General features: G+C 45.3%; 15 protein-coding genes. 1 reads left to right on the top strand and 14 read right to left on the bottom strand.

All coding sequences use genetic code 11. From position 1 onward, the window contains the following. Nucleotides 1-2 precede the first annotated feature (2 nt). The 12 genes from GTGU_RS21495 to GTGU_RS21445 all read right to left on the bottom strand — a co-directional run bounded on the left by GTGU_RS21495 (nt 3) and on the right by GTGU_RS21445 (nt 16,144). Nucleotides 3-626 (bottom strand): DUF3540 domain-containing protein, encoded by a 624-nt coding sequence (locus GTGU_RS21495; protein WP_051857419.1) that lies wholly within the window; start codon nt 624-626, stop codon nt 3-5. Then, nucleotides 619-1,722: a pentapeptide repeat-containing protein gene (locus GTGU_RS21490; protein WP_038162314.1), complete on the bottom strand. Its 1,104-nt coding sequence runs from the start codon at nt 1,720-1,722 to the stop codon at nt 619-621. Before GTGU_RS21490 ends, GTGU_RS21495 begins: the two co-directional genes overlap by 8 nt. Before the next feature lie 20 nt (nt 1,723-1,742). Continuing rightward, complete coding sequence (locus GTGU_RS21485; RefSeq protein WP_038162311.1) at nt 1,743-3,980, bottom strand: DUF2169 family type VI secretion system accessory protein; 2,238 nt, start codon at nt 3,978-3,980, stop codon at nt 1,743-1,745. 11 nt (nt 3,981-3,991) lie between these two features. Next, a complete protein-coding gene (vgrG, locus tag GTGU_RS21480) occupies nt 3,992-6,361 on the bottom strand; it encodes a type VI secretion system tip protein VgrG (protein WP_038162309.1) in 2,370 nt (789 codons plus the stop codon). 49 nt (nt 6,362-6,410) lie between these two features. Next, nucleotides 6,411-8,987, bottom strand: a complete 2,577-nt coding sequence (tssH, locus tag GTGU_RS21475) for a type VI secretion system ATPase TssH (RefSeq protein ID WP_038162307.1) — start codon at nt 8,985-8,987, stop codon at nt 6,411-6,413. A gap of 17 nt (nt 8,988-9,004) precedes the next feature. Next, nucleotides 9,005-9,976, bottom strand: coding sequence for a type VI secretion system baseplate subunit TssG (gene tssG, locus GTGU_RS21470; protein WP_038162305.1), 972 nt, complete (start codon nt 9,974-9,976; stop codon nt 9,005-9,007). Further along, nucleotides 9,969-11,816 carry a type VI secretion system baseplate subunit TssF gene (gene tssF, locus GTGU_RS21465; RefSeq protein WP_038162302.1) on the bottom strand — a complete coding sequence of 616 codons (1,848 nt, stop codon included), beginning with the start codon at nt 11,814-11,816 and terminating at the stop codon, nt 9,969-9,971. The genes tssG and tssF overlap by 8 nt, the downstream gene beginning before the upstream one ends. A gap of 35 nt (nt 11,817-11,851) precedes the next feature. Beyond that, a complete protein-coding gene (locus GTGU_RS25140; protein WP_072012044.1) occupies nt 11,852-12,295 on the bottom strand; it encodes a type VI secretion system baseplate subunit TssE in 444 nt (147 codons plus the stop codon). A gap of 51 nt (nt 12,296-12,346) precedes the next feature. Further along, nucleotides 12,347-12,871 (bottom strand): Hcp family type VI secretion system effector, encoded by a 525-nt coding sequence (locus GTGU_RS21460; protein ID WP_038162297.1) that lies wholly within the window; start codon nt 12,869-12,871, stop codon nt 12,347-12,349. A 188-nt stretch (nt 12,872-13,059) separates the two neighbouring features. Next, nucleotides 13,060-14,550 (bottom strand): type VI secretion system contractile sheath large subunit, encoded by a 1,491-nt coding sequence (tssC, locus tag GTGU_RS21455; protein WP_038162329.1) that lies wholly within the window; start codon nt 14,548-14,550, stop codon nt 13,060-13,062. A gap of 30 nt (nt 14,551-14,580) precedes the next feature. Beyond that, nucleotides 14,581-15,144 (bottom strand): type VI secretion system contractile sheath small subunit, encoded by a 564-nt coding sequence (gene tssB, locus GTGU_RS21450; RefSeq protein ID WP_038162280.1) that lies wholly within the window; start codon nt 15,142-15,144, stop codon nt 14,581-14,583. Nucleotides 15,145-15,154: 10 nt separating this feature from the next. Next, nucleotides 15,155-16,144 carry a type VI secretion system protein TssA gene (locus tag GTGU_RS21445; protein ID WP_038162277.1) on the bottom strand — a complete coding sequence of 330 codons (990 nt, stop codon included), beginning with the start codon at nt 16,142-16,144 and terminating at the stop codon, nt 15,155-15,157. A 273-nt stretch (nt 16,145-16,417) separates the two neighbouring features. Between GTGU_RS21445 and GTGU_RS21440 the strand changes: the two genes are divergently transcribed. Then, nucleotides 16,418-17,119: a transcriptional regulator domain-containing protein gene (locus tag GTGU_RS21440; protein ID WP_038162275.1), complete on the top strand. Its 702-nt coding sequence runs from the start codon at nt 16,418-16,420 to the stop codon at nt 17,117-17,119. Between the two features lie 105 nt (nt 17,120-17,224). On the opposite strand, the gene GTGU_RS21435 is transcribed toward GTGU_RS21440, so the two are convergent. Then, on the bottom strand, nt 17,225-17,983 hold the full coding sequence (locus GTGU_RS21435) for a M48 family metalloprotease (RefSeq protein WP_038162273.1): 759 nt from the start codon (nt 17,981-17,983) through the stop codon (nt 17,225-17,227). 247 nt (nt 17,984-18,230) lie between these two features. Then, nucleotides 18,231-18,857: a helix-turn-helix transcriptional regulator gene (locus tag GTGU_RS24070; RefSeq protein ID WP_051857417.1), complete on the bottom strand. Its 627-nt coding sequence runs from the start codon at nt 18,855-18,857 to the stop codon at nt 18,231-18,233. Between the last annotated feature and the right edge of the window lie 1,226 nt (nt 18,858-20,083).

Below are 20,083 nucleotides of genomic sequence, written 5' to 3'. Positions count from 1 at the left end.
AATTATCCCATATGAACCTGTCCGCCATCTATTTTCAGTACGGCAGAGGCATTAATTGAACCAACCCGGGCATTAACAGCAAGACTATGTTCTGCTCGCTGGCTTATATGTCTGGCTTCCACTTCATCGGTATATTCCACTTTCCGATGCGCATTCGTTGCCCGGACAAAGAGCGACCTTGTCACCTGATGGAGCGTTTCAGATACCCACTTAGATGTCCTGGATAACAGCGAAAGTTGTTGGGTGTGGATTTCTACGCGATCCGTTCCCTGGAGCATTAACGATGGCGCGACAATATGAAGCGGCACGTTCCCACCACTAAAAATTAAGGGGGCTCCACTGTCCTCACGCAAAAGAACGGCAGTCACATAGAGTTTCCCGTCATTGACGACAGCGCTCACAACATCGCCGCTGACTGGCACCAGAAGACAACTGGCGGCAACCAGCGCAGGCAAATGAGGATACTCTTCAACACAGGGAATACCCTGCTCGTCAAGACACATGCGTCCGGTAATCAACCGTGGCCCGCTCTCTTGTGCTAGCTCCTGGAAAAAAGACAGAGGCTCGTTTAATGTTGCGTCATAGCTTCTGTTCTTCACTGACGTGATATGAATAATGTCAGACATAACGACTGGCTCCTGAAGATAAAGAGGGAGATTCGGTGTTCACTTTCGGTCCGGGTCTGTGAAGTGAATACCAGCTATCCAGCTGCCCCATCAGCGGTTCTGGTGTTTGTAATGCCCAGTCCAGAGGCTGAAGTGTGGCGCCGTGCAAACGCGTTTTATGAGTAATTGCTGGTTGCAACAGAGATGTTTTCAGATCGGCGAATCTCATATCGGCGTGGCTGAAATCCGCCTGAGTCAGATTACAACTTGTCAGCTTCGCCCGTTTCAGCGTAGCCCGAACCAGATTTGCGCTGAGAAAACTACAGTTTGATATCGTCGCATCAGTGAACTGGGAGCAGGACAAATCCGTCTGGCCAAAATCGCATTGCTGAATTTGTGCGCCATTGAACTGAGTCGCATCCATTTTGCATCCCGCAAACTGGCAGTCCCGTAAGACAGATTTCTGAAAGCCGGAACACGATAAATTCACGTTTCGGAAATCAATTTCCTGTAGCTGACATGAACTCCAGATGAAAATGTCGCAAGCGGTATGTTGATATTCACACTGTTTCAGTGTGCAACTGCCCATGACCTGGCGAGAAATCGTTGTCCCCTGCCAGAAAACCTGTTGCAGCGTACATTCATGCCAGTTGCCATCCTGAAAGGTTCCGCCTGACATGATGACATCCTGGACAGGGGTGTTTTGTGCCGTCCAGTAGCTAATACTGGTGTCATTCCACCGGGCATGTTCCAGATGACAACCCGCCATCATCCAACGCTCAATCTGACACTGCTCAAGCTGGATCCCTTGACATGGTGTCTCCAGAAAAGAAATGTTGAAGACCGTCGATTGCCGGATATCGACATTTGTCATCTCACAGTGGCGTAAAGTACACAGGTGCAGGTCCGCACCTTTGATGCGAACATTACTGAACCGGCATCGTTCAAAACTGATCCCCCGACCGACCAATCCTTCGATGTCTATATCGGAGAAGACACAGTCGATGTAATAGATATCTTCGACTACCGGACAAGACCACTGGCAGTGGCTAAAATGCTTACCACTTATCCTGCGTGGTTGTTCCGGCACGGCGACATGCTGTTCTGATTCGATCATTCCATTCTCCTCCCGCATAATCAGGTATTCATCCGATAACGTCGGGGAATCCAGTGAACTTGTTCCATCAGGCAGCCATCAAAGCGTGTGGTAACGTTCTGGCTAACCATTGCCAGATTGGCTCCAGCCAGATTGCATTGCCTGAACGTGGTATCACGCAAATCTGCGTTGTAAAGCACGCTTTGTTGCAGGCTGGTCCCCCGCCAGAGTGAATGCGTCAGTACCGCATCTTTCAGACGCAGACCTGCCATATCGCATGAAATAACATGGGCACTATCAAAGTCTGCTTTATCGCAACATGCTTCCAGTAATGTGCAGTGCACAAAATGGCACCGCTGAAGATCGGCTTTAGTAAATCCAATTCTGACCAGGCTGCACTGTTCAAAGCGTGAATCAGAGAAACTCACTCCCAGCCCTGTCGTAACACTGTCCATCTGACATGCCATAAACTGGCTGTTTTGCCATGTCCCCTCAATGAATGAATTCTTATTTAGCGTGCAGTGCGAAAATGAAACATTCTGGGTCTCGCATTTCTCAAAAACAGAGGAAACCACCTGACTTTGAAGGAATGAGGCACTGGAGAATATGGAAAAAGTAAAGAATCCATTATTAAATGAACAGCTATCAAAACGACAATGGCTAAAATCATCCTGCATCATAATATTATTATTCAGGCTACTTTTAATAAAATGACTCATCTGAAAGCCTGATGATTCCAGCGTGACTTTTTCGAGTAAACAATTCTCTATTTGCACATCCTGTAAATGTGAATGCTTAATAAACCCACCTGACAACGTTACGCCAGAAAATGACGATTCATCAAAATCGCAAAGGATAAACTGGCATTGTTCAAATACACAGTCTTTCAACTGTGTCGCCTTAAATTTGCAATTATGAAATGTACAATAACGGAACTGTCTATTTTCCAGGAGAGATGCAGAAAAATCAGTACCCGAAAACGTAATGTTCTCCGCCTCCGCATTTCCTTCACTTAGCCACGTTTCTCCTTGTCCTTCAGGAAGTGCGGGCAACATCGTCTCATTAATGCCAGGCGAACTGGCATTATCCGATTCTTTCCGTGCCTGCTGTTGCTGTTGATAAAGAGCAATAGCCTCTTTCACATCATCATAAAAATGCGTCGCATCCGCTTTTGGTAAAGGCAACGCGCGGTAGAACTTCGAGTCCGGATGATCAGTGAGACTGCGAATGACATTCAACGGCATACCCACTGGCATCAGATCCGGATCATTTAAAAATTCAAAGGCTGGCGCATCCTCATGGCTGCGGCGTGCATACACATCACAGTAATGTGCTTCATTACGCAAAGACGTTGCAGGATCAAGCGCAACCAATAAGGTTTCAACAGGCTCATCAAATAAATGCCTCAACGGGTAATGTCCAGTGAAGACCATCAGCCCTATGTCATCATCAGGCAGCAGCCACAACGTCTTGCGTTGCAGTACAATTTCCTCGGGATATTTCGCGTCATTTTCCCAGACAAAAGCTCTGGCGCGTACAACAGGAAAATTCCCGCTCAGCACTTCGTTATGTTCACGAAAGCCCTGAAGCTCAAAGGAAATATCATTAGGCCATTCGGCTTTGTTCAACCATTGCGCCGGTGCGGCCATCTGGAAATATCGGCGATCGATCCCCGGGGGCAAACCCGGGAAAAACGTTTCCAGATAATGTTTGTCTGACATCGACGAAGCCACATTATCCATATGGTTCTTACGAATCTGAAAATCAGGTGGAAGTGGTGTCGGCGCCGCCAAAGGCGAACGAACAATGGCAGAACCATCAATGTTAATCGACATCAGATTAGGATGCTGAGAATCGCCGTAGCCACGTCCCAACGCATTTTCTTTACATCCTTTACCTCCCCAACTGTGCGTATGATCCAATGGCATGCGCAAGAAAGGCTTAACGATCATCCCGGCGGTGCCACTGTCCCCTTCAACGCGCCAGTGACGCTTGAGTGGCCCGACACGGGCCATTACATCCAGCGCATTAACTTCTTCACCAATACCCGCATGTCCTGCCAGTAAAAATTCGGCAAAAGGCTTTGGTTCCACACTATCGAGAACCCGAAATGATATTGGTGCCGACTTCCAGGCATGCCAGATCTGAGGCTCAGTAATAAAGTGATCCTGCCGGGAAAGATAAAACCCGGCGACGACACTGATGCCCATGTGGCTATCCCGGCCGATTTGGTAGCCGTTTTTCAGTACTGCAAGCTGTTGGGGACGAATAATACGCATAAGAAGTCCCCTTAGTTCTTGCTCTGCATGCCGACAGTTTTCAGGTCAATACCACAGTCTGCGTACTGGACGCCGTTATAACTGATAGCTACCCCTGTTACGGCAATGCTGCTACCTGTGGTGCTGATACTGCTACCGGTTGTACTGATACTGCTGCCTGTAGCGCTGACACTGCTCCCTGTCGTACTGATACTGCTGCCGGTTGTACTGATGCTGCTCCCTGTCGCACTGATGCTGCTGCCAGTTGCACTGATGCTGCTCCCTGTCACGCCGATACTGCTACCGGTCGTGCTCACACTGCTCCCTGTAACAGAAATGCTGCTACCGGTTGTACTGACGCTACTTCCCGTTTGACTGACGCTGGATCCCGTCGAGCTAAAGCTACTCCCGGTGAAAGACTCACTCGATCCCGTCATACTCGAGCTATGTCCCGTTTCACTGACACTACATCCCGTCAGACTACTGCTGAACCCGGTAATACTGTGGCTGCTACCTGTGATGCTGTTGCTGACGCCGGTAAAAGAGTTACTGCAACCCGTCATTGAATTGCTAACACCCGTCATACTGTTAGCTGCTCCCGTAAAGGAAGTAGACAATCCAGTAAAGTGGGTACCTACTCCCACGAATGAAGTATTAATGCCACTAAAATAGGTACCCACAGGAACACAACCCACTTCAAAGCCATTGAAGTAGAAGTTGAGCATCGTGGCGGATGCATTAAGGCCGGTGAAGGAAAAATTCATCCCCGTAATGGAGAAGTTCATATCTTTATAAGAGACGTGATTTGTGAACCAGTCCGTGCTGGTACGCGCAACGGTTTCGTATTTATCCTGCCCCACGGCAGAGGCGTTGTTACGCTCGACGGTCTTTTGCAAATCACGCTCAGCATGCAGCATGACCCGCTCGTTACCCCGGTTATCATCGAATGTCAGCTGGCTGGCATGTTGCGGCTGTCCAAATCGGAGTGAGCGAGACACAAGTCCTGAATAATTAATATATTCAGGAAGGCGATATGGCGGAGGGTTTTCGCCATTGTAGACAATCCCGGTCACCATCGGACGATCCAGATCGCCATCGATATAGGTCACCAAAACCTCTTGTCCGACACGAGGCATGGCGACGACGCCCCAGCCTTTACCAGCCCAGGCCTGAACCACCCTTATCCAGCAGGAGCAGTCTTCTTCTGTTGTCTTATATCGATCCCAATGGAAGTGAACACGAATACGAGCATATTGATCAGTGTGAACCTCAGACTGTTCGGCACCGACCACGGTTGCACTTTGACTACCGGAAACCTGTGGGCGTTTTGTCAGACACAGCGGCCTGAAAGGAATATCATCGTTCAACGCCCGGAAACGACAGGAGATGTTACGTCCCTGGCTGGCGCTATCAGGACCATCTTGCAAGTAAGTGTAATCACAACTGATTAATTTGAAGCCCCGATTTCTCCCTGGATCCGGATGCTGAACCAGATCGAAAGCATAGCCGGCAATCAAGCCCGCGGCGTTACTTTCCCCTATTAACAGCTGGTTATTACTCTGCATCGCTTCCAGTCGCAAGCGAGCAATGGTGTCCCCTTCCTGAATATCGGTATAGCCGGCCGCATAGTCATACCATTCCAGCGGAATGCCCTGCAGATGCGCACGACTCTCTTCAATTTGTGTCTGTAACGTATTGCGTGGATTAATAAAATCAAAATCCCTCAATACAACTTCGCTGGAATGAATGCGATTTGTTCGCTGAATGCGTTGAATACTTTCTCGAATCGCACGCTGCTCTTCACTATCAGGTAAAAAACTTAGCTCAGCATAGTTACCTTCAAGAACAGGGAAATGCTGGCGGTCGGTAATGACAAGAGTATTATTTTCTTCACTGTGATCGAAATAATACCAGACACCCTCATCCTCCATTAGCCGGCTGACAAAGTTAAAATCGGTTTCTTCAAACTGAACACAATATTCTCGCGGAAGATAAGTACCTTCGAGATCAATACGATAATCCGCAAAGTTATAACGTTCAAAAATCTGTTCAATAATATCAATGGCGCTAATATTCTGAAAAATTCGACAGTTACGGTTTTGCATTAAAAACCATAGCCAGGTGCTCATTTCCAGACTATACACAAACTGGTTTTGTCGTTGTCCTTCATCGGCACCAGCAACGACATAAGTAAAATAGGTGCGATAACCCGCAGCTTCGGGAAGTTCAATCCGTACCTTAATAACTTCACCAAGCAGCGCGCTCAGATCCAGATCGGCATCTGCAACCTGAAATTCCAGTTTGTAAACTGGATTACCAGAAATGTGCTCTCTCGTTGTGAAACTAAGAGGAAACGCATCCATTACTGACAATTTGTCATTTTCTATCTCAATTAAAGGCATATCGCCCCCATCGTAATAAAGGTAGTAATCCAATGTCCGAAACTTTGTTTTAAGCAAACACGATACTGAGTTCCTGAGCTTCAACGATCAGTCGGACTGCTTGTAACGATTCTGATTCCCGTCTGCGTCGCAGGACTTCATTGCCGATAGCGGGAAGCACGGTCTGACGCAGAAGTTCATCTACCGCACGTCCACGATTCGGATGTGTACTGACCCGTTCGGCGATCCAGCCAGGGATATCCCCTTCCATCTCAAGCGCGGCGCCGGTTTCCGATTGCAGACGTTGACGTAGACGATTGAGATTGTGTTCAGCAATAGCAGAAAGCGCCTCCTGCCCCAGAGGTAAATAAGGAATAATATTGACCCTGGCGAGTAACGCAGGAGCAAAGTTACGTAATAACGCGTCATAGACCCGCGGCTTTAAAACATTAGGTTTGACGTTTATATCTTCCTGGAAGGCCAGTTCAATTTCCTCTGCACCCTGATTACACGTCAGAAAAATAAAGCATTGCCGGAAACTGACAATTCGCCCTTCAGAATCTTCCATCCAGCCTTTATCAAACACCTGGTAAAAAGCGTCATGAATATCAGGGTGAGCTTTATCAAACTCATCAAGTAAAATAATTGAGTAGGGTTTACGTCTGACGGCCTCGGTTAATTTCCCGCCCTTACCGTAGCCAACATATCCCGGAGGTGCACCTTTCAGGGTTGAAAGAGTATGCGCCTCCTGAAACTCACTCATATTGAACGTAATTAAGTTATGGACTCCGCCATATAACATTTCTGCCAGAACATTGGCTGTTTCTGTTTTCCCCGTACCTGTCGACCCGGCTAACAGGAATATACCTAGAGGTCTTTCCTGCGGTTGAATGCCTGCTCTGGCAATACGCATCGCCTGCGCAATTTCCCGGATGGCATTATCCTGGCCGAAAATTTGCTCTCCTAAATACTGTTCAAGATTAAGAATACATTCGATGTCATCCTGCAACATTTTGCCAGACGGAATACCGGTCCAGTCAGAAAGTACTTCCGCAATAGTGTGTTCATCGACCCAGGGATAAACCAGCGGTTTGTTCTGCTGTAATTCCTGTAATTCAGGTAAACATGAACTAATCGTATTCCCTTCGCTCCAGCTCACCAGCTCCTTGACTAATACACGCTCTTTCTCGTTGCGCTGACGCAAGTCTTCGAGCTCTTTCTTCATCTGAGAAATAAGCGTTTCGACTTCTGCAAGCCTTTCATTCACCGAAGCGCCGAGCAGCAGTTCATGCTGCAGGTATTGATGTTCGGTATTGAGTATGCTCAGTCTTGCGGACAGAGCCTCAATGGCCTGAGGATCAGCGTGCTGGCTGAGTGCAACCCTGGCGCAAGCAGTATCTAACAGGCTAATAGCCTTATCCGGTAATTGGCGCGCAGGTAAATTACGCACAGAGAGTCTGACCGCAGAAGTAATTGCAGAATCTCGAATCGTGACGTTGTGGTGTTGCGCAAAGTGAGGAGCAATTGCACGCAACATGTCTACTGCCGTTGACTCGTCCGGTTCGCCGATAAATACCCGCTGGAAACGTCGTGTCAGCGCGGAATCTGGCTCAATAAACTGTTTATATTCGGACCAGGTTGTTGCGGCAATCATGCGCAACGCCCCTCTCGCTAACAGCGGCTTGAGCAGGTTGACGGCATCACCTGTACCTGCCTGCCCACCGGCGCCAACCAGGGTGTGTGCCTCATCGCAGAACAAAATCACCGGCGTAGGCGATTGCCGAATAGCATCGATCAATGCTTTTAAGCGGGATTCAAATTCCCCGCGCATGCTCGCCCCGGCCTGCATCCGACCAAGATCCAATGACAGCAGACGCGCACCCTGTAGTAATGGCGGTACTTCACCACTGGCTAAACGGCGAGCAAGCGCTTCAGCCACCGCCGTTTTACCCACCCCCGCTTCGCCCACCAGGATAGGGTTGTTCTGCCGACGACGCAGTAAAATATCCACGACCTGACGGAGTTCAGATTCTCGCCCAATAACCGGATCGATCTCTCCCTGTTGCGCCTGTTTCGTTAAATCACTGCACCATTTTTCCAGCGCATCGGGGTCCCGCCCGGACGATTCGGAGGCGGTTACCCCCTGGCTATCGTCCGCTTCTCTGCCTTCACTATGTTCACAGGAAGAGCTCAACACCTCTTCATATTGTTCTGCAATTTGCGCCACCGGGAATTTTTTAAATTCATCACATAAACGGTATAACCAGCGCTGGTGCTGAGGATCCTGCAATAAACCGATAAGAATATGCGCTGTACGAATAGTCTTCTGGTTTCCTGTGAGTTGGCTTATCAGCAAACCACACTCTACAGCGGCTTCCAGACGATCCGACAAATCCTGCACAGAAGTATTACTGTTTGGCATATACCGGATAAAATTATCAATACGCGCCGTAACCGCACTCTGATTCACATTGTAGTGAGTGAATAAAGCGGGCAGATCGCCATCCTGGCGATCCAGTAAAATTTTCAGCCAGTGCTCCAGTTCCACAAATTCATGACGATAACTTCGACATAAACGGGTCGCTTCAACAAATGTTTTGTAAGCAAATGGTCCGAGTCGGTTAAACAGACGTTCACGCTGATACACCGTTATTACTCCTTTAATCAGGTTGTCGTTTTGTAGAGGAGTCGTTTCGTCAAAGCTGTGCCGGGTTTCAACCAGCTATGTTTCCCTAGCCTGCCACTCCTCAAACGACAGGCCATGTCGGGTGAAGTTTGAATAAGAATGCTGACATCCAGCACCATCCGGTGACGGATGAAGTCATGACACAGGTGTACCAGCGTTTTCAGACGTTCACTCCCTCGTTGATACTGAAGATACTCATCTCCGATAACCGGTCCGATAGCTACCGAGAGGCTGTGTTGTGCATCAAAAAACCGCTTGCCAATGCGAGTTGAACCCAGATATCCCATCCTTTGGCATTCTTGATTTCGCGCATCGTTAATCCATGTTCCCTTATGTGGAGTCAATCGCACAGGGACAGAAAAATAGTGGGTCAAAATCTCCTGCAATTTCCTTAGTGAACCGCGGCCAGGCAGATAGGCGCCGGGAAAGGCCTCACGCACGTTGAGGATATGGCGATTTATACCCGTTTCATCCAGGAGGCCGGCAATCTGGTGTATATGGGATTTGAAGCGGTTGTGTTCTTTATGATCATGCCCAACCGCGACATGCAGTTGTGACCACGCCCGGTAATGCAAAATCGCCATCCGTTGACTCAGAATGCCCGCGAAATCCTGAAAAGCCCTGTTACGCCGGGCCAGCAACTCATTACGGGCATGCTCAGTGATATGGATAGGCAAAGGACCATAAGGGGCAAATAACCCGAAATGACGACAAATAATAATTACCGGTTCAGCAGTTTGATCGTCGCCCAGTGGCTGGCGGACATCCGCCACTTCCCGTGGAGCAAATGACATATCAGCGGGTTGATAAATACGTATTTGCCGTTGCCCCGGCTCACCAAGCCGCACATCGCTATGAGATGCCCACTCAATACGGCGCAGTAATTCGAAAAAATCCTGCCGCGCTGAAATACCGACGATACGCCTGGTCGTGGCTTGTCTTTTAGGCATGGGTGATGGGCCCCCATTTCGTCAGCGGTTCGCCATCCAGAGTGACGGTCATTCGGAGGGTCTGTCCGAGTTCACAATACTCAGCAAGCGCGTGATGGATGATGCGGGCAAAGAGAAACGCCCCCTTGTCGCTATGGTGATGGCTGTGAAGATCAAGCGTAGCGTGGACACCCCGTATCCACGCTATGGGGCCGGGCAACAGGCTGCGTTCAAAATTATGCTCAATACACGCATGGTTCAGACTGGTTATCCGTCTGTGATGAGTCGCATCATTAGGCTGACTAAATAAAGAAAGCCAGTCGCGAATTAAGGACGAGCAATCAGCAATTTCCGGCAAGGCATAACGCAAAGGGTTATTTGCCAGCAACTGCAGAGCCTTCCATGCCTGAGCGATATCCGGAACGCCCTGAGGCCTGGAGGGATGTCTTAGCATTTCAATTCGTCGTATCGGCAGAGCACTTTCCAGATGGAAGCCCGGTTGCTGGAGCTGGCTCGGGATCAAATGCCGATCACAGACCATAGCCTCAACAGAAAGTGATTTAACGCGATCAATATCGATATTTGTTCTTCCCGGAGAAAGCGCGATAAACAGGCTATCCATTGGAAGCTGTGCAATTTTATGATCGTTTTTATCCGCGAATTCTCTGCGCCTGCGTAAACTGTAGCCAGCGACCTGCTCATCATTACTAAAATTGGCATAACCATGCAAAGGTGAAAATGGCAAACTACTGCCATCATTCAGTAAGCCATTTACTTTCAACAGATGATGAATTTCATATGTACGAGGATTGAGCCTGTCAACGATAACAGGATATTCCGTATGCTCGCCATTTATTAATACAGGGCTACAGCGGCGTTTACTTAAATTAATAATGGGAGTCGCAAATAAACGGAAATCCTCTTCGCTCACATGCCCGTTCAAATGTAATGGGCGATGCCGTAAAACGAACAGGATTTCAAATTTCTGTTCACGCCCTGCCTGCTGTAAAAAGTCATTAAGACCATGCAATTCCAGTGAAAGGAATCGCGACGGCGCCGCAAAGTACTCCCTTAATAACCGGCTACCTGGTAATTCGCCAATCGCCGCAGGGAGTAATGACTCCTCTTCGCTAAGCCCTCCCTGACGCAAATTGTCAGACGATAATACCTTAACGATGGGTTTATTTTTATCGGTACTGGTCCATAGAATAATACGCAGAGTATCATTGAGCAAAGCCGTAATTAATTGATTTGAATGAACAATATCTCCCGTCAGCGTTAAATGCATGGGGGCAAAATCAAGATCACCCAGTGAGGCAACGCCTTGAGTGGACATCTGTAATTCAATATGTGCTTGTCCATCCTGCATGGACGATGCTACGACCTGAGGTAAATGCGCAGAAGGGGTATTCGCGCACCGCGCAGATTCGATAACCAGAGGCTGAATTTTAAGACTACGCCCGGTAGAGAATGTGGCATGACGGTTCACCAATGATGCGTCATGCATCAATACTTTACTTCCCCGGGGAAACTCCACTTGTGAATGCCATTGTGGAGAGGTCAAATCCGGAATCATTGAAATCGTGGCGATAGAAGGTAACGGCGTATACCAGAATGGCGCCAGACGCCCCAACATCTGGAGTGCAAATTCAGGCTGTTCATTGTTAAGTCTCTCCTGCACTCTGGCGCTCAGGAAAGCGGTGCCCTCCAGTAAACGTTCGACAAAAGGATCCAGCACACTGTCTGACAACATACCTAAATGTCTGGCAACCTGAGGATGGGTATGAGAAAAGCGCTGACCATCTTCACGCAAATAACGCAATTCTTCGTTGTATAGCGCGAGAAATTTATCGCTGAGCATAACTACTGTCTCTTTTTATTATCATTGACGAGCATTTATAACACCCGCACAATCCCATAGGAGTAATCGAGTGCAATTCTTAAATTCACCATTTGTTCTTCTTCAGGCAAACTACACTTAGCATGAATATCGAATAGAATTGCTAATACCCATGTTTGATCCTTGTCTATTAACGGAACAACGCGAATTGAATGAGGATCCAAACGTGATTCAAAAGTGGCAATGATGCGCTGAATTTGTCTGGCTAAGGCAATGAGATCAGTATTCACTGGCACCTGCTGGCTAAGAGAAGGTAATCCGTAATTCACAACGGATGTTTCACAGTGAGAATATCGTTCCAATTTTAGCGCCGCACTATGTGCCGAATCATTCAGCAAATATTCAATATCTCTCAACAGTATTTCCCGCCAGTGGGGTAAACCTGAACGCTCACGCCGCACGGTCAGTTTGTCAAACAAAACCGGATCCGATGTTTTCATCATCCCTTTTTCCAAAATACTGCTCCACCATATAGTGGAGCAGTTTATTCATTAGATACGAGAGTTCAGTTTCAGGTCGTAACCAGACTTAATAACAGCACCCATCGAGCCATCGTTCTTCTGCTCTTTGTATTCAATTTCAATACGTGCAAAGTTCAGACTGATGACATCAGTAGGCAGTACAGTATCTGCATCCTGAAGAGTGACCATTGATGGGCCAAGAGGCATGTTGCCAACGGTCTTGAATGAAGAGACGAGGCAGTTTCCGAAGGTAACGGTCAAGAAATCCTGTTGACCGCTGCCGGATTTACGACATACCAGTTTAGCCTGCGGGATATGTTCACCGGTGGCGCACATCAGAAAAAGTTTCGGAGAAGCTTTGTTGCTGACCATGCGAAATTCGAAATCTTTCATCTCGACTTTACCGGAACCACCACCACTGCCGTACCCCCAGCGTCCGGCGTTTTCCTCAGACCATTGCCAGGCCTGAAGTTGAATCCAGCCGCCATAGGTTTGATCGGGAGATTCACCTTCTACGCCTTCAATTTTGAGAAAATAATCTACTAAAGCTGTCATGCTTTACTCCTGTTTAATTACATTAATTAATAAAACACCCTCGATATAAAATGTGCTGACCCAAAGTACCAGTTAAAACGAAACTTAATTCCGCCCAGTTGATGCTTCTTATAAAAAGACAACATTGACTGGTAATAACCAGAAAATGGCATGTCACGGAAATTTTGATACTCTGGAAATCAGAACACTTACTTCTCTTTCCCTTCCTTACTTGACGGAAGTTTAGAAACCAGTCGCAAAGAGACTGTCATCCCTTCCAACTGATAATGCGGGCGCAAATAAAAGTGAGCGCGATAAAAACCCGGATCATCCTCAACATCCTCGACTCTGACTTCTGCAGCAGCTAGCGGACGTTTAGCCTTGGTGGCTTCCGTTGATATTGTTGGATCCCCGTCTACATAATTCATTAACCAGTCATTAAGCCAGACCTGCATATCGTCACGAGAACGGAACGAACCAATTTTGTCTCGAACAATACATTTGAGGTAATGCGCAAAACGGCAGGTCGCAAAGATATAGGGCAAACGCGCAGATAACTTGGCGTTAGCGGTTGCGTCAGGATCTTCATAATTAGCAGGAGCATGCAAAGTACACGATCCAATAAATGCAGCGAAATCCGAATGCTTGCGATATACAAGTGGAAGAAAACCAGCATTCGAGAGTTCATTTTCACGGCGATCGGAAATGGCCAGTTCTGTCGGGCATGTCAGTTCATACCCACCTTCATCAGAAGGGAACGCGTAAGCGGGTAATTCTTCAACTGAGCCACCTGATTCAATACCGCGGATGCGTGAACACCAACCGAATTCATTAAAAGCACGGTTAATATTGACCCCCATAGCATAGGCGGCATTTGCCCATGAGAAATCTTCAATGACATGAGGGTTGACGACTTCTTCAAACGCAAAATCTTCAATCGGATTAGTTTTTGCGCCGTAAGGCAAACGGGACAAAAACCGCGGCAATGTCAACACCAGATAGCGGGAGTCATTACTTTCACGCAGGCGGCGCCAGGGCGCATATTCAGGAGTAGTGAAAATTTTGCCAATATCACGCGGGTTCCCAAGCTCTTTCCAGTTATTCATTTGCATAATAGCCGGCGATGCTGAGGCAATAAACGGACAGTGTGCTGCGGCCGCAACTTTAGAAATCTCAGTGAGTAAACTCACGCTTTGCGGACCATGGTCAAACTCAAAATCGCCAATCATGCAGCCAAAAGGCTCGCCACCAAATTGACCGTATTCTTGTTCATAGATTTGCTTGAAAATAGGGCTTTGATCCCACGCGGAACCACGGTACCGGCGAAGCGTTGAGGCAAGCTCATCCTGACGAATATTCAAAACACGGATTTTAAGCGTCTCATTAACCTCGGTGTTGTCAACGAGGTAACTTAAACCACGCCATGCCGATTCCAGTTTCTGGAATTCCTTGTGATGAAGTACATGGTTCATTTGCTCGGAAAGTTTCTCGTCAATTTCCGCAACCAGAGATTCGATAGTCAGCACGACATCTCGATTAACTTTCACTTTCCCTTTTTGTGCGTAAGCCGCCAGAGTCCCAATTGCACGACGAACAGCGGTAGATGCTTCATCTGTTCTTGGACGGAATGAACGTTTAAGTAAATCATCAAGTTCATTGTAATCATCTTCGGCAAAAGAAAGACCGACTTCTGGCTGCAGCTCAGGCTGAACTTGTTGTGTGTTTTCCACTTATGCATCTCCCTCAGTAGGCTCAGTTGGCTGCTCATCCTCGTTCTCATTTATTGCAGCAATAGTCCCCTGTGCATCGGTTGCCAGACGTTGTAAAAAATCCGGTTGTTCAAGCAAACGCTTCACGACTTCTTCAGCACTCGCTTTACCATCCATATAGGTGATCAATTCCGCCAGATGCGCACGGGCCTCCAGCAGCTTTTCCATCTGTGGAATGCGACGCGCGATGGAGCCAGGAGAAAAATCCTCCATTGATTCAAATTCCAGTTCCACATCGAGCAACTCATCTTCCTCGCTTAATGTGTTATCAACGTAAAATTTTAAGCGTGGCTTAATTGCTCGCATACGGGCATCGAAATTATCTTGATCGAACGTCAGGAATTTACGCTCCTCTACAGGGGCAAGTGGTTTTGCCCGGTGACCAGAAAGATCTGCCATCACCCCAGTAACGAAAGGCAATTCAACTTTTTTCTGCGAACCATAAATTTCAACGTCGTATTCAATTTGCACTCGAGGCGCGTTGTTTCTACCAATAAATTTTTGAGAACTTGCATCTTTTGCCATCTCAATTTCCTCATTCAGCCGTGATGTTATTATTTCCAGTAAACTGTTGCAGAGTATTCATCGATTCCGGCAAAAGCTCTTCGACAATAGAAATAAAATCCATGCCAATCATTTGCTTTGAACGACGTATGAATATGGGAGCAGGATGACTAGGCTCATATCGTTGAAAATAATCCAGAATACGATCCAGCATCAAGATAATCTCCTGCCTGGATCGAATATTTGCATCCCCTCCGTCGAGCAATAAAGCTCCTGATATACCAGCGATATTACTTCTTTCCTCATTGATGTCATCCTCATTAAGATTCACTGGTGCTGACTGTTGTTTGAGTTGAGATAATGCTTTAGTTAAAAAAGAACGTAGTGCATGACAATCCAGCAAATATCCTTCGCTGTACTGATTCGCATATGCTTCAACTTGTTCTAAAGTCTGACTGATTGCTGTTAATTGCTCATTAAAATCAGGCAAACCATTTTGCTGATAGTAAGTATTTATGGCTAACAGGATTGAGGAGGATGACGAATATGAATATTCGGCCGATGAGTTTGCATCGACATTAATCAGATCATGTAATCGATAATTATGCTCTCTTGTAAGCTTTATAGATTTCAATTCTGCAATGAATTGCGGTGCAGATAGCCATCCTAAAGCGGCAGCATGTCCTTCATTACTATTACCTGTCTCTGATTTAGGATAGGCAATGTTATTTTCACTCATTAAAACCTGTCCGAGCTCAGTGATACCATGATAAACGGCACTGATACAATCCAGATACATATTGGCACGGATTAGCCATAGCGCGACTCGCAGGTCATAACACTGCTCAAGCATTTTTTTAGCTTGTTCAGCAACAAGACTCCAGTTTACCTGTGGGGCAGCTCCTGCCTCCGCAAGAGGATCAGAAGACTCATCTAACTGAGCCAGCATGGATTCAATCTCACCATACATAGGATCAAATTCAACGCCATAAAACTCTTGAGAAAAAGTATCAATCGTCATTTATCCTCTACCCCGTGATGAAGTTAAATTTCCCTCGTAAACCTGAACGAACTTCCTTATTCATCTTCATACATAGATAAGAGACAGAGAAGGGAGTTTCATATATAAAAAATATGATCTACTTTGTTTACACATTAATATATTGAATGCCCACCAGGACAACAGGGACAATTTGAAGCAGTTTTTTTTTGACCCTATGCGAGATGCTATAAACAATCATAAATACTAGAAATATAACTTTTTATGAACAACCATAAACTTAAGGAATAGATTATGGATAGCGAGGCATATACTGATTTTGCTTGGGAATACCTTAGAAGGAATAAGCATTACATCGCTGACTGGGAGCTAAGTAAAAATAGTAAATCAAGACCAGGGATACAGACTACTCTTGATCGTAACGCAGAAAAAAAATGGGGGTTACTGAAATACGCAGATCCGTCTGAGAAAAATCCTAAAAATGTTTTCTGGTCACCTGAGTTAAGTAGCAAGTCAGCCAGGGTAATACTTAGCAAGTACGGGGATTGTATATGGAGCAGTCTCTATAAAAACTCTGGAATGAAACTTGAAAAATTAACTTTGCAAGACAAAACAACATGCATCAAAATATTCAATCAAAATGATTATTTTCAGTTTTTCATCGAAGACATAGACGCTTTAAATAGTCGATCGAGAATTTTTCTGTGCTTTCCGCTTAATCTTGACAATAAAATCAAAAGCAAAAACATCGACTTTATTAAAGGCATTATCAACAATCAGATTTCTGACCTCAATAAAGAGCCGCCACCCAATTTATTAGAAACAATCGATGATCTAAATAAAGGTTTTTCACACCGAACGATAGCATCGAAAATTTTTGGTAAAGAACTTGTTGAGACGGAGTGGTCATCTGATAGCTGGTTGCGCGCAAACATACGATATCGTATCAAAAAAGCGATCACATTAGTTAATACTGGATATTTGAATTACATCTGATTCATTTGACCGATGATAGCGATGGCTACGGTTAGCACCCTATGTAGCCATTGCTATTTTTCGTAGACAGATTTTATACCGCATTATGGAAACAAGTTACTATCATTATTTTATACTGTCAGCAGCCATGCGATCTTTGATACGTGCCGCTCGCTCGGCAGAGACAGGGTGATTGTCAAACATAGAGTTTCGTTGACCTACTTCCAGCTTCGCCAGTTTTTCAAAACTGGTGACAAGTCCTGTTGGGTTGAGTCCACGCTTACGTAGCAAATCATAAGAATACTCATCGGCCTCAAGCTCCTGCCGCTGGGAGAATTGAGAGTTAATCAGTCTTTCCCCCATGTCGCCAAGCGGAGACTGAGAAACACTGCCAGCGAGACCACCTACTGACGATGCCACCGCGCGCATCGTATTTGTACCAGAGGCTATTTGCCGGCTCTCTTTAACATGGCCAAGGGCAACGTGACCTATTTCATGACCAATAATGGCCTCCATTTCGTTATCATTCATTAGATCCATCAACCCACTGTAAACACGTATGCAACCATTTTCCATTGCAAAGGCATTAATTTCTTTTGACATGTAAACGTTATAATCGACAGGTTGACCATTGATGTTGTGACCAAGCATCAACGCAATTTTTTGCAGACGCCTTGCATAATCACTGTTTCCCGGTGCAATAGTGGCTCGACTGTCTATTTCCCGACAGGCATGATCATTCTGCGGTTGTACCTGATAGTCGCTCAGTGTATAAACTTCGAAAGCTTCAGCTCCGGTACTAAACCAGCTCCCCGATTCCATACTTTGGCAGCTACTTAGAAAGAGACTTATTCCCAGTACCAGCATCGTTTTACGCATTCTCATAATGTTGATTCCTTGCACATAAACACAATTAACTTCCAATCCAAAAAGTTGAGGGTAATTGTTAACTGCGTTAGTATCCGACATGCTATTTTTTTGTGAAGGGATAAATCAGAAGGAAAGGAGTCTCTCCGGGGATATATTATTTCCCCAAAGCAGTTGCAGGCCGCGCCAGTGCTTGCATCTTCAAGCGAATAAATATGCAGATCAATAGAGGTAATGTTATCTTTATCGATCTGCTTTCAAAATATCATTGACAAAGATTATTTTGGTGACGTCGGATAAAAAGCTCAGGAAAACGCTTTATACCTAATTTTCGTAATATATTGGATTTATGCGCACTGATTGTTTTTTCACTGCGCGAAAGTTTGCCTGAAATTTCCTTGTTTGTAGCGCCCTCAAGGCACATTTTCAGGATTTGCATTTCACGTCGGGTAAGCCCAGAAGAGGCATAATATTCCTCATTGAATACCTCACTAATATCATTTTTAAGGCTGTGTATGCTCCAGGAGTAACAATACCCGCCATCTTGTATCACATTGATACTATTAAGGAAAAAACCTATTTCACATTCACGCTTTATCACGCCATGGATATGTTGGATCTGCTCGAGATATTTTTTCCAGGGCTGATTCTCCTCCACTAACAAAAGAACCGGGTAACTAATCAATTGCGATAGTCGCTTCAAATTACATGAAGAACTGGTGTGTAGTGCCCGACCATCAATGATCCCGATGCTATAGTAGTCGGTAGAATCTTCTTCAATAAATTTATCGATATTTTTCAGGATGACAGAAGACATTTTATAATTAGATTCTATGATACTAATAATGCCAAGACTGCCGAGGTTCTTTTCGCCAAGGTATAATGCTTTCATAAATTATTCCTATTTATCCTGATATTCAGAAGCCTTATTTTGTTGCCTTACAATGTAATAGCACGTTTAAGGCTTTTCCTTCATCATCGATACAAACAGGTTGACCTGTCCTGTGGCTTACTCGTGCGCGTTGCAGAGAAGATATGCTCATTTGCTCACTTTCATCGCATAGTGAAAAAAGAGCATACGCACTTATAAAGATAAAATTGTGAAGTCATATAATAACGATAAGAAACAGGATAGCATCGAAACTGATACTAGCGTTGTTTTAAATATAACATAGTCAAATAAAAACACATCTTATCATTGATGTAAGAATATATCTCCACATACTAAGAACGTCAACATGTTGTTTACTAAAAGATGACATGACCACTCATTTTTGATACGTTTTAAATATTCGTTCTTACGAATACTCAATTTTCATATACGAATTTACCCTATTATGTTTAGTAACATCACTTGTGAAAATTCAGTTAACCTACTAAATACTTAATGAGCATATCCACCGCCCTCTTGTCCAAATATGCTGTAAAATGTGCTATTCATGCAGAAAAAGCATCACTTTAATAATGTATCTGGTAAGGCATGAAGAATATTAACCACACTACATAAATAGACAAATATTCTTACTTTGAGACTCGATTGTTCTCAAGGATCACAGATTTTCTGATATATTTCCCGTTAACCGGCGAAAAAGAGCATCCATATTAAAAACTGAGTAAGAAATCCATAATCCCGATAGAGCCTTAAATTCGTTTAAAATTATTTAAGGAGATAACTTATATCCCTCTGTTCACAACGCAGGAAACTACTACTTCTGTAGTCGCTTTCTTAATAAATGGATTAATAACCCCTGCAGCACTGGGTAAATTTGTTGTTCCCAGGCTAAGGGTTAAAAAATAACCGAATAAATTATCCCTTCCAAACTACGCCCATATGTATATTTTTTAATATGATGAAAACACATAAAAGCGATAGTTTTCAATTGATTACGCTTCACGTCGTTTATGAATCTATTACACTGCGACCGGATTAGATTTGCGTTTAACTTAACCCTAAAGATTCCCCCTCATATTTACCGGAAGCAAATGTACTACGTAATATCATCTAACGGCTTGTTTTTAAAAAGAAAAAGGGAACGTTCCCTATAAATTATTCAGTATGCCTTCGAATAATTTTAGCGATGCGTCTCTAACAATAACGGAAATTTAATATGCTAAAAA

This window comes from Trabulsiella guamensis ATCC 49490 (genome assembly GCF_000734965.1).
GTDB lineage: Bacteria > Pseudomonadota > Gammaproteobacteria > Enterobacterales > Enterobacteriaceae > Trabulsiella > Trabulsiella guamensis.
This window is presented reverse-complemented; position numbering and strand designations above follow the sequence as displayed.

Bases quoted from the DNA above. Each gene is read 5' to 3' on its own strand.
- GTGU_RS25140 (WP_072012044.1), bottom strand. From the start codon at position 12,295: ATGAAAACATCGGATCCGGTTTTGTTTGACAAACTGACCGTGCGGCGT.
- tssF (WP_038162302.1), bottom strand. From the start codon at position 11,816: ATGCTCAGCGATAAATTTCTCGCGCTATACAACGAAGAATTGCGTTAT.
- tssB (WP_038162280.1), bottom strand. From the start codon at position 15,144: ATGGCAAAAGATGCAAGTTCTCAAAAATTTATTGGTAGAAACAACGCG.
- GTGU_RS21440 (WP_038162275.1), top strand. From the start codon at position 16,418: ATGGATAGCGAGGCATATACTGATTTTGCTTGGGAATACCTTAGAAGG.
- GTGU_RS24070 (WP_051857417.1), bottom strand. From the start codon at position 18,857: ATGAAAGCATTATACCTTGGCGAAAAGAACCTCGGCAGTCTTGGCATT.
- GTGU_RS21460 (WP_038162297.1), bottom strand. From the start codon at position 12,871: ATGACAGCTTTAGTAGATTATTTTCTCAAAATTGAAGGCGTAGAAGGT.
- GTGU_RS21495 (WP_051857419.1), bottom strand. From the start codon at position 626: ATGTCTGACATTATTCATATCACGTCAGTGAAGAACAGAAGCTATGAC.
- GTGU_RS21490 (WP_038162314.1), bottom strand. From the start codon at position 1,722: ATGATCGAATCAGAACAGCATGTCGCCGTGCCGGAACAACCACGCAGG.
- GTGU_RS21445 (WP_038162277.1), bottom strand. From the start codon at position 16,144: ATGACGATTGATACTTTTTCTCAAGAGTTTTATGGCGTTGAATTTGAT.
- GTGU_RS21485 (WP_038162311.1), bottom strand. From the start codon at position 3,980: ATGCGTATTATTCGTCCCCAACAGCTTGCAGTACTGAAAAACGGCTAC.
- GTGU_RS21435 (WP_038162273.1), bottom strand. From the start codon at position 17,983: ATGAGAATGCGTAAAACGATGCTGGTACTGGGAATAAGTCTCTTTCTA.
- tssG (WP_038162305.1), bottom strand. From the start codon at position 9,976: ATGCCTAAAAGACAAGCCACGACCAGGCGTATCGTCGGTATTTCAGCG.
- vgrG (WP_038162309.1), bottom strand. From the start codon at position 6,361: ATGCCTTTAATTGAGATAGAAAATGACAAATTGTCAGTAATGGATGCG.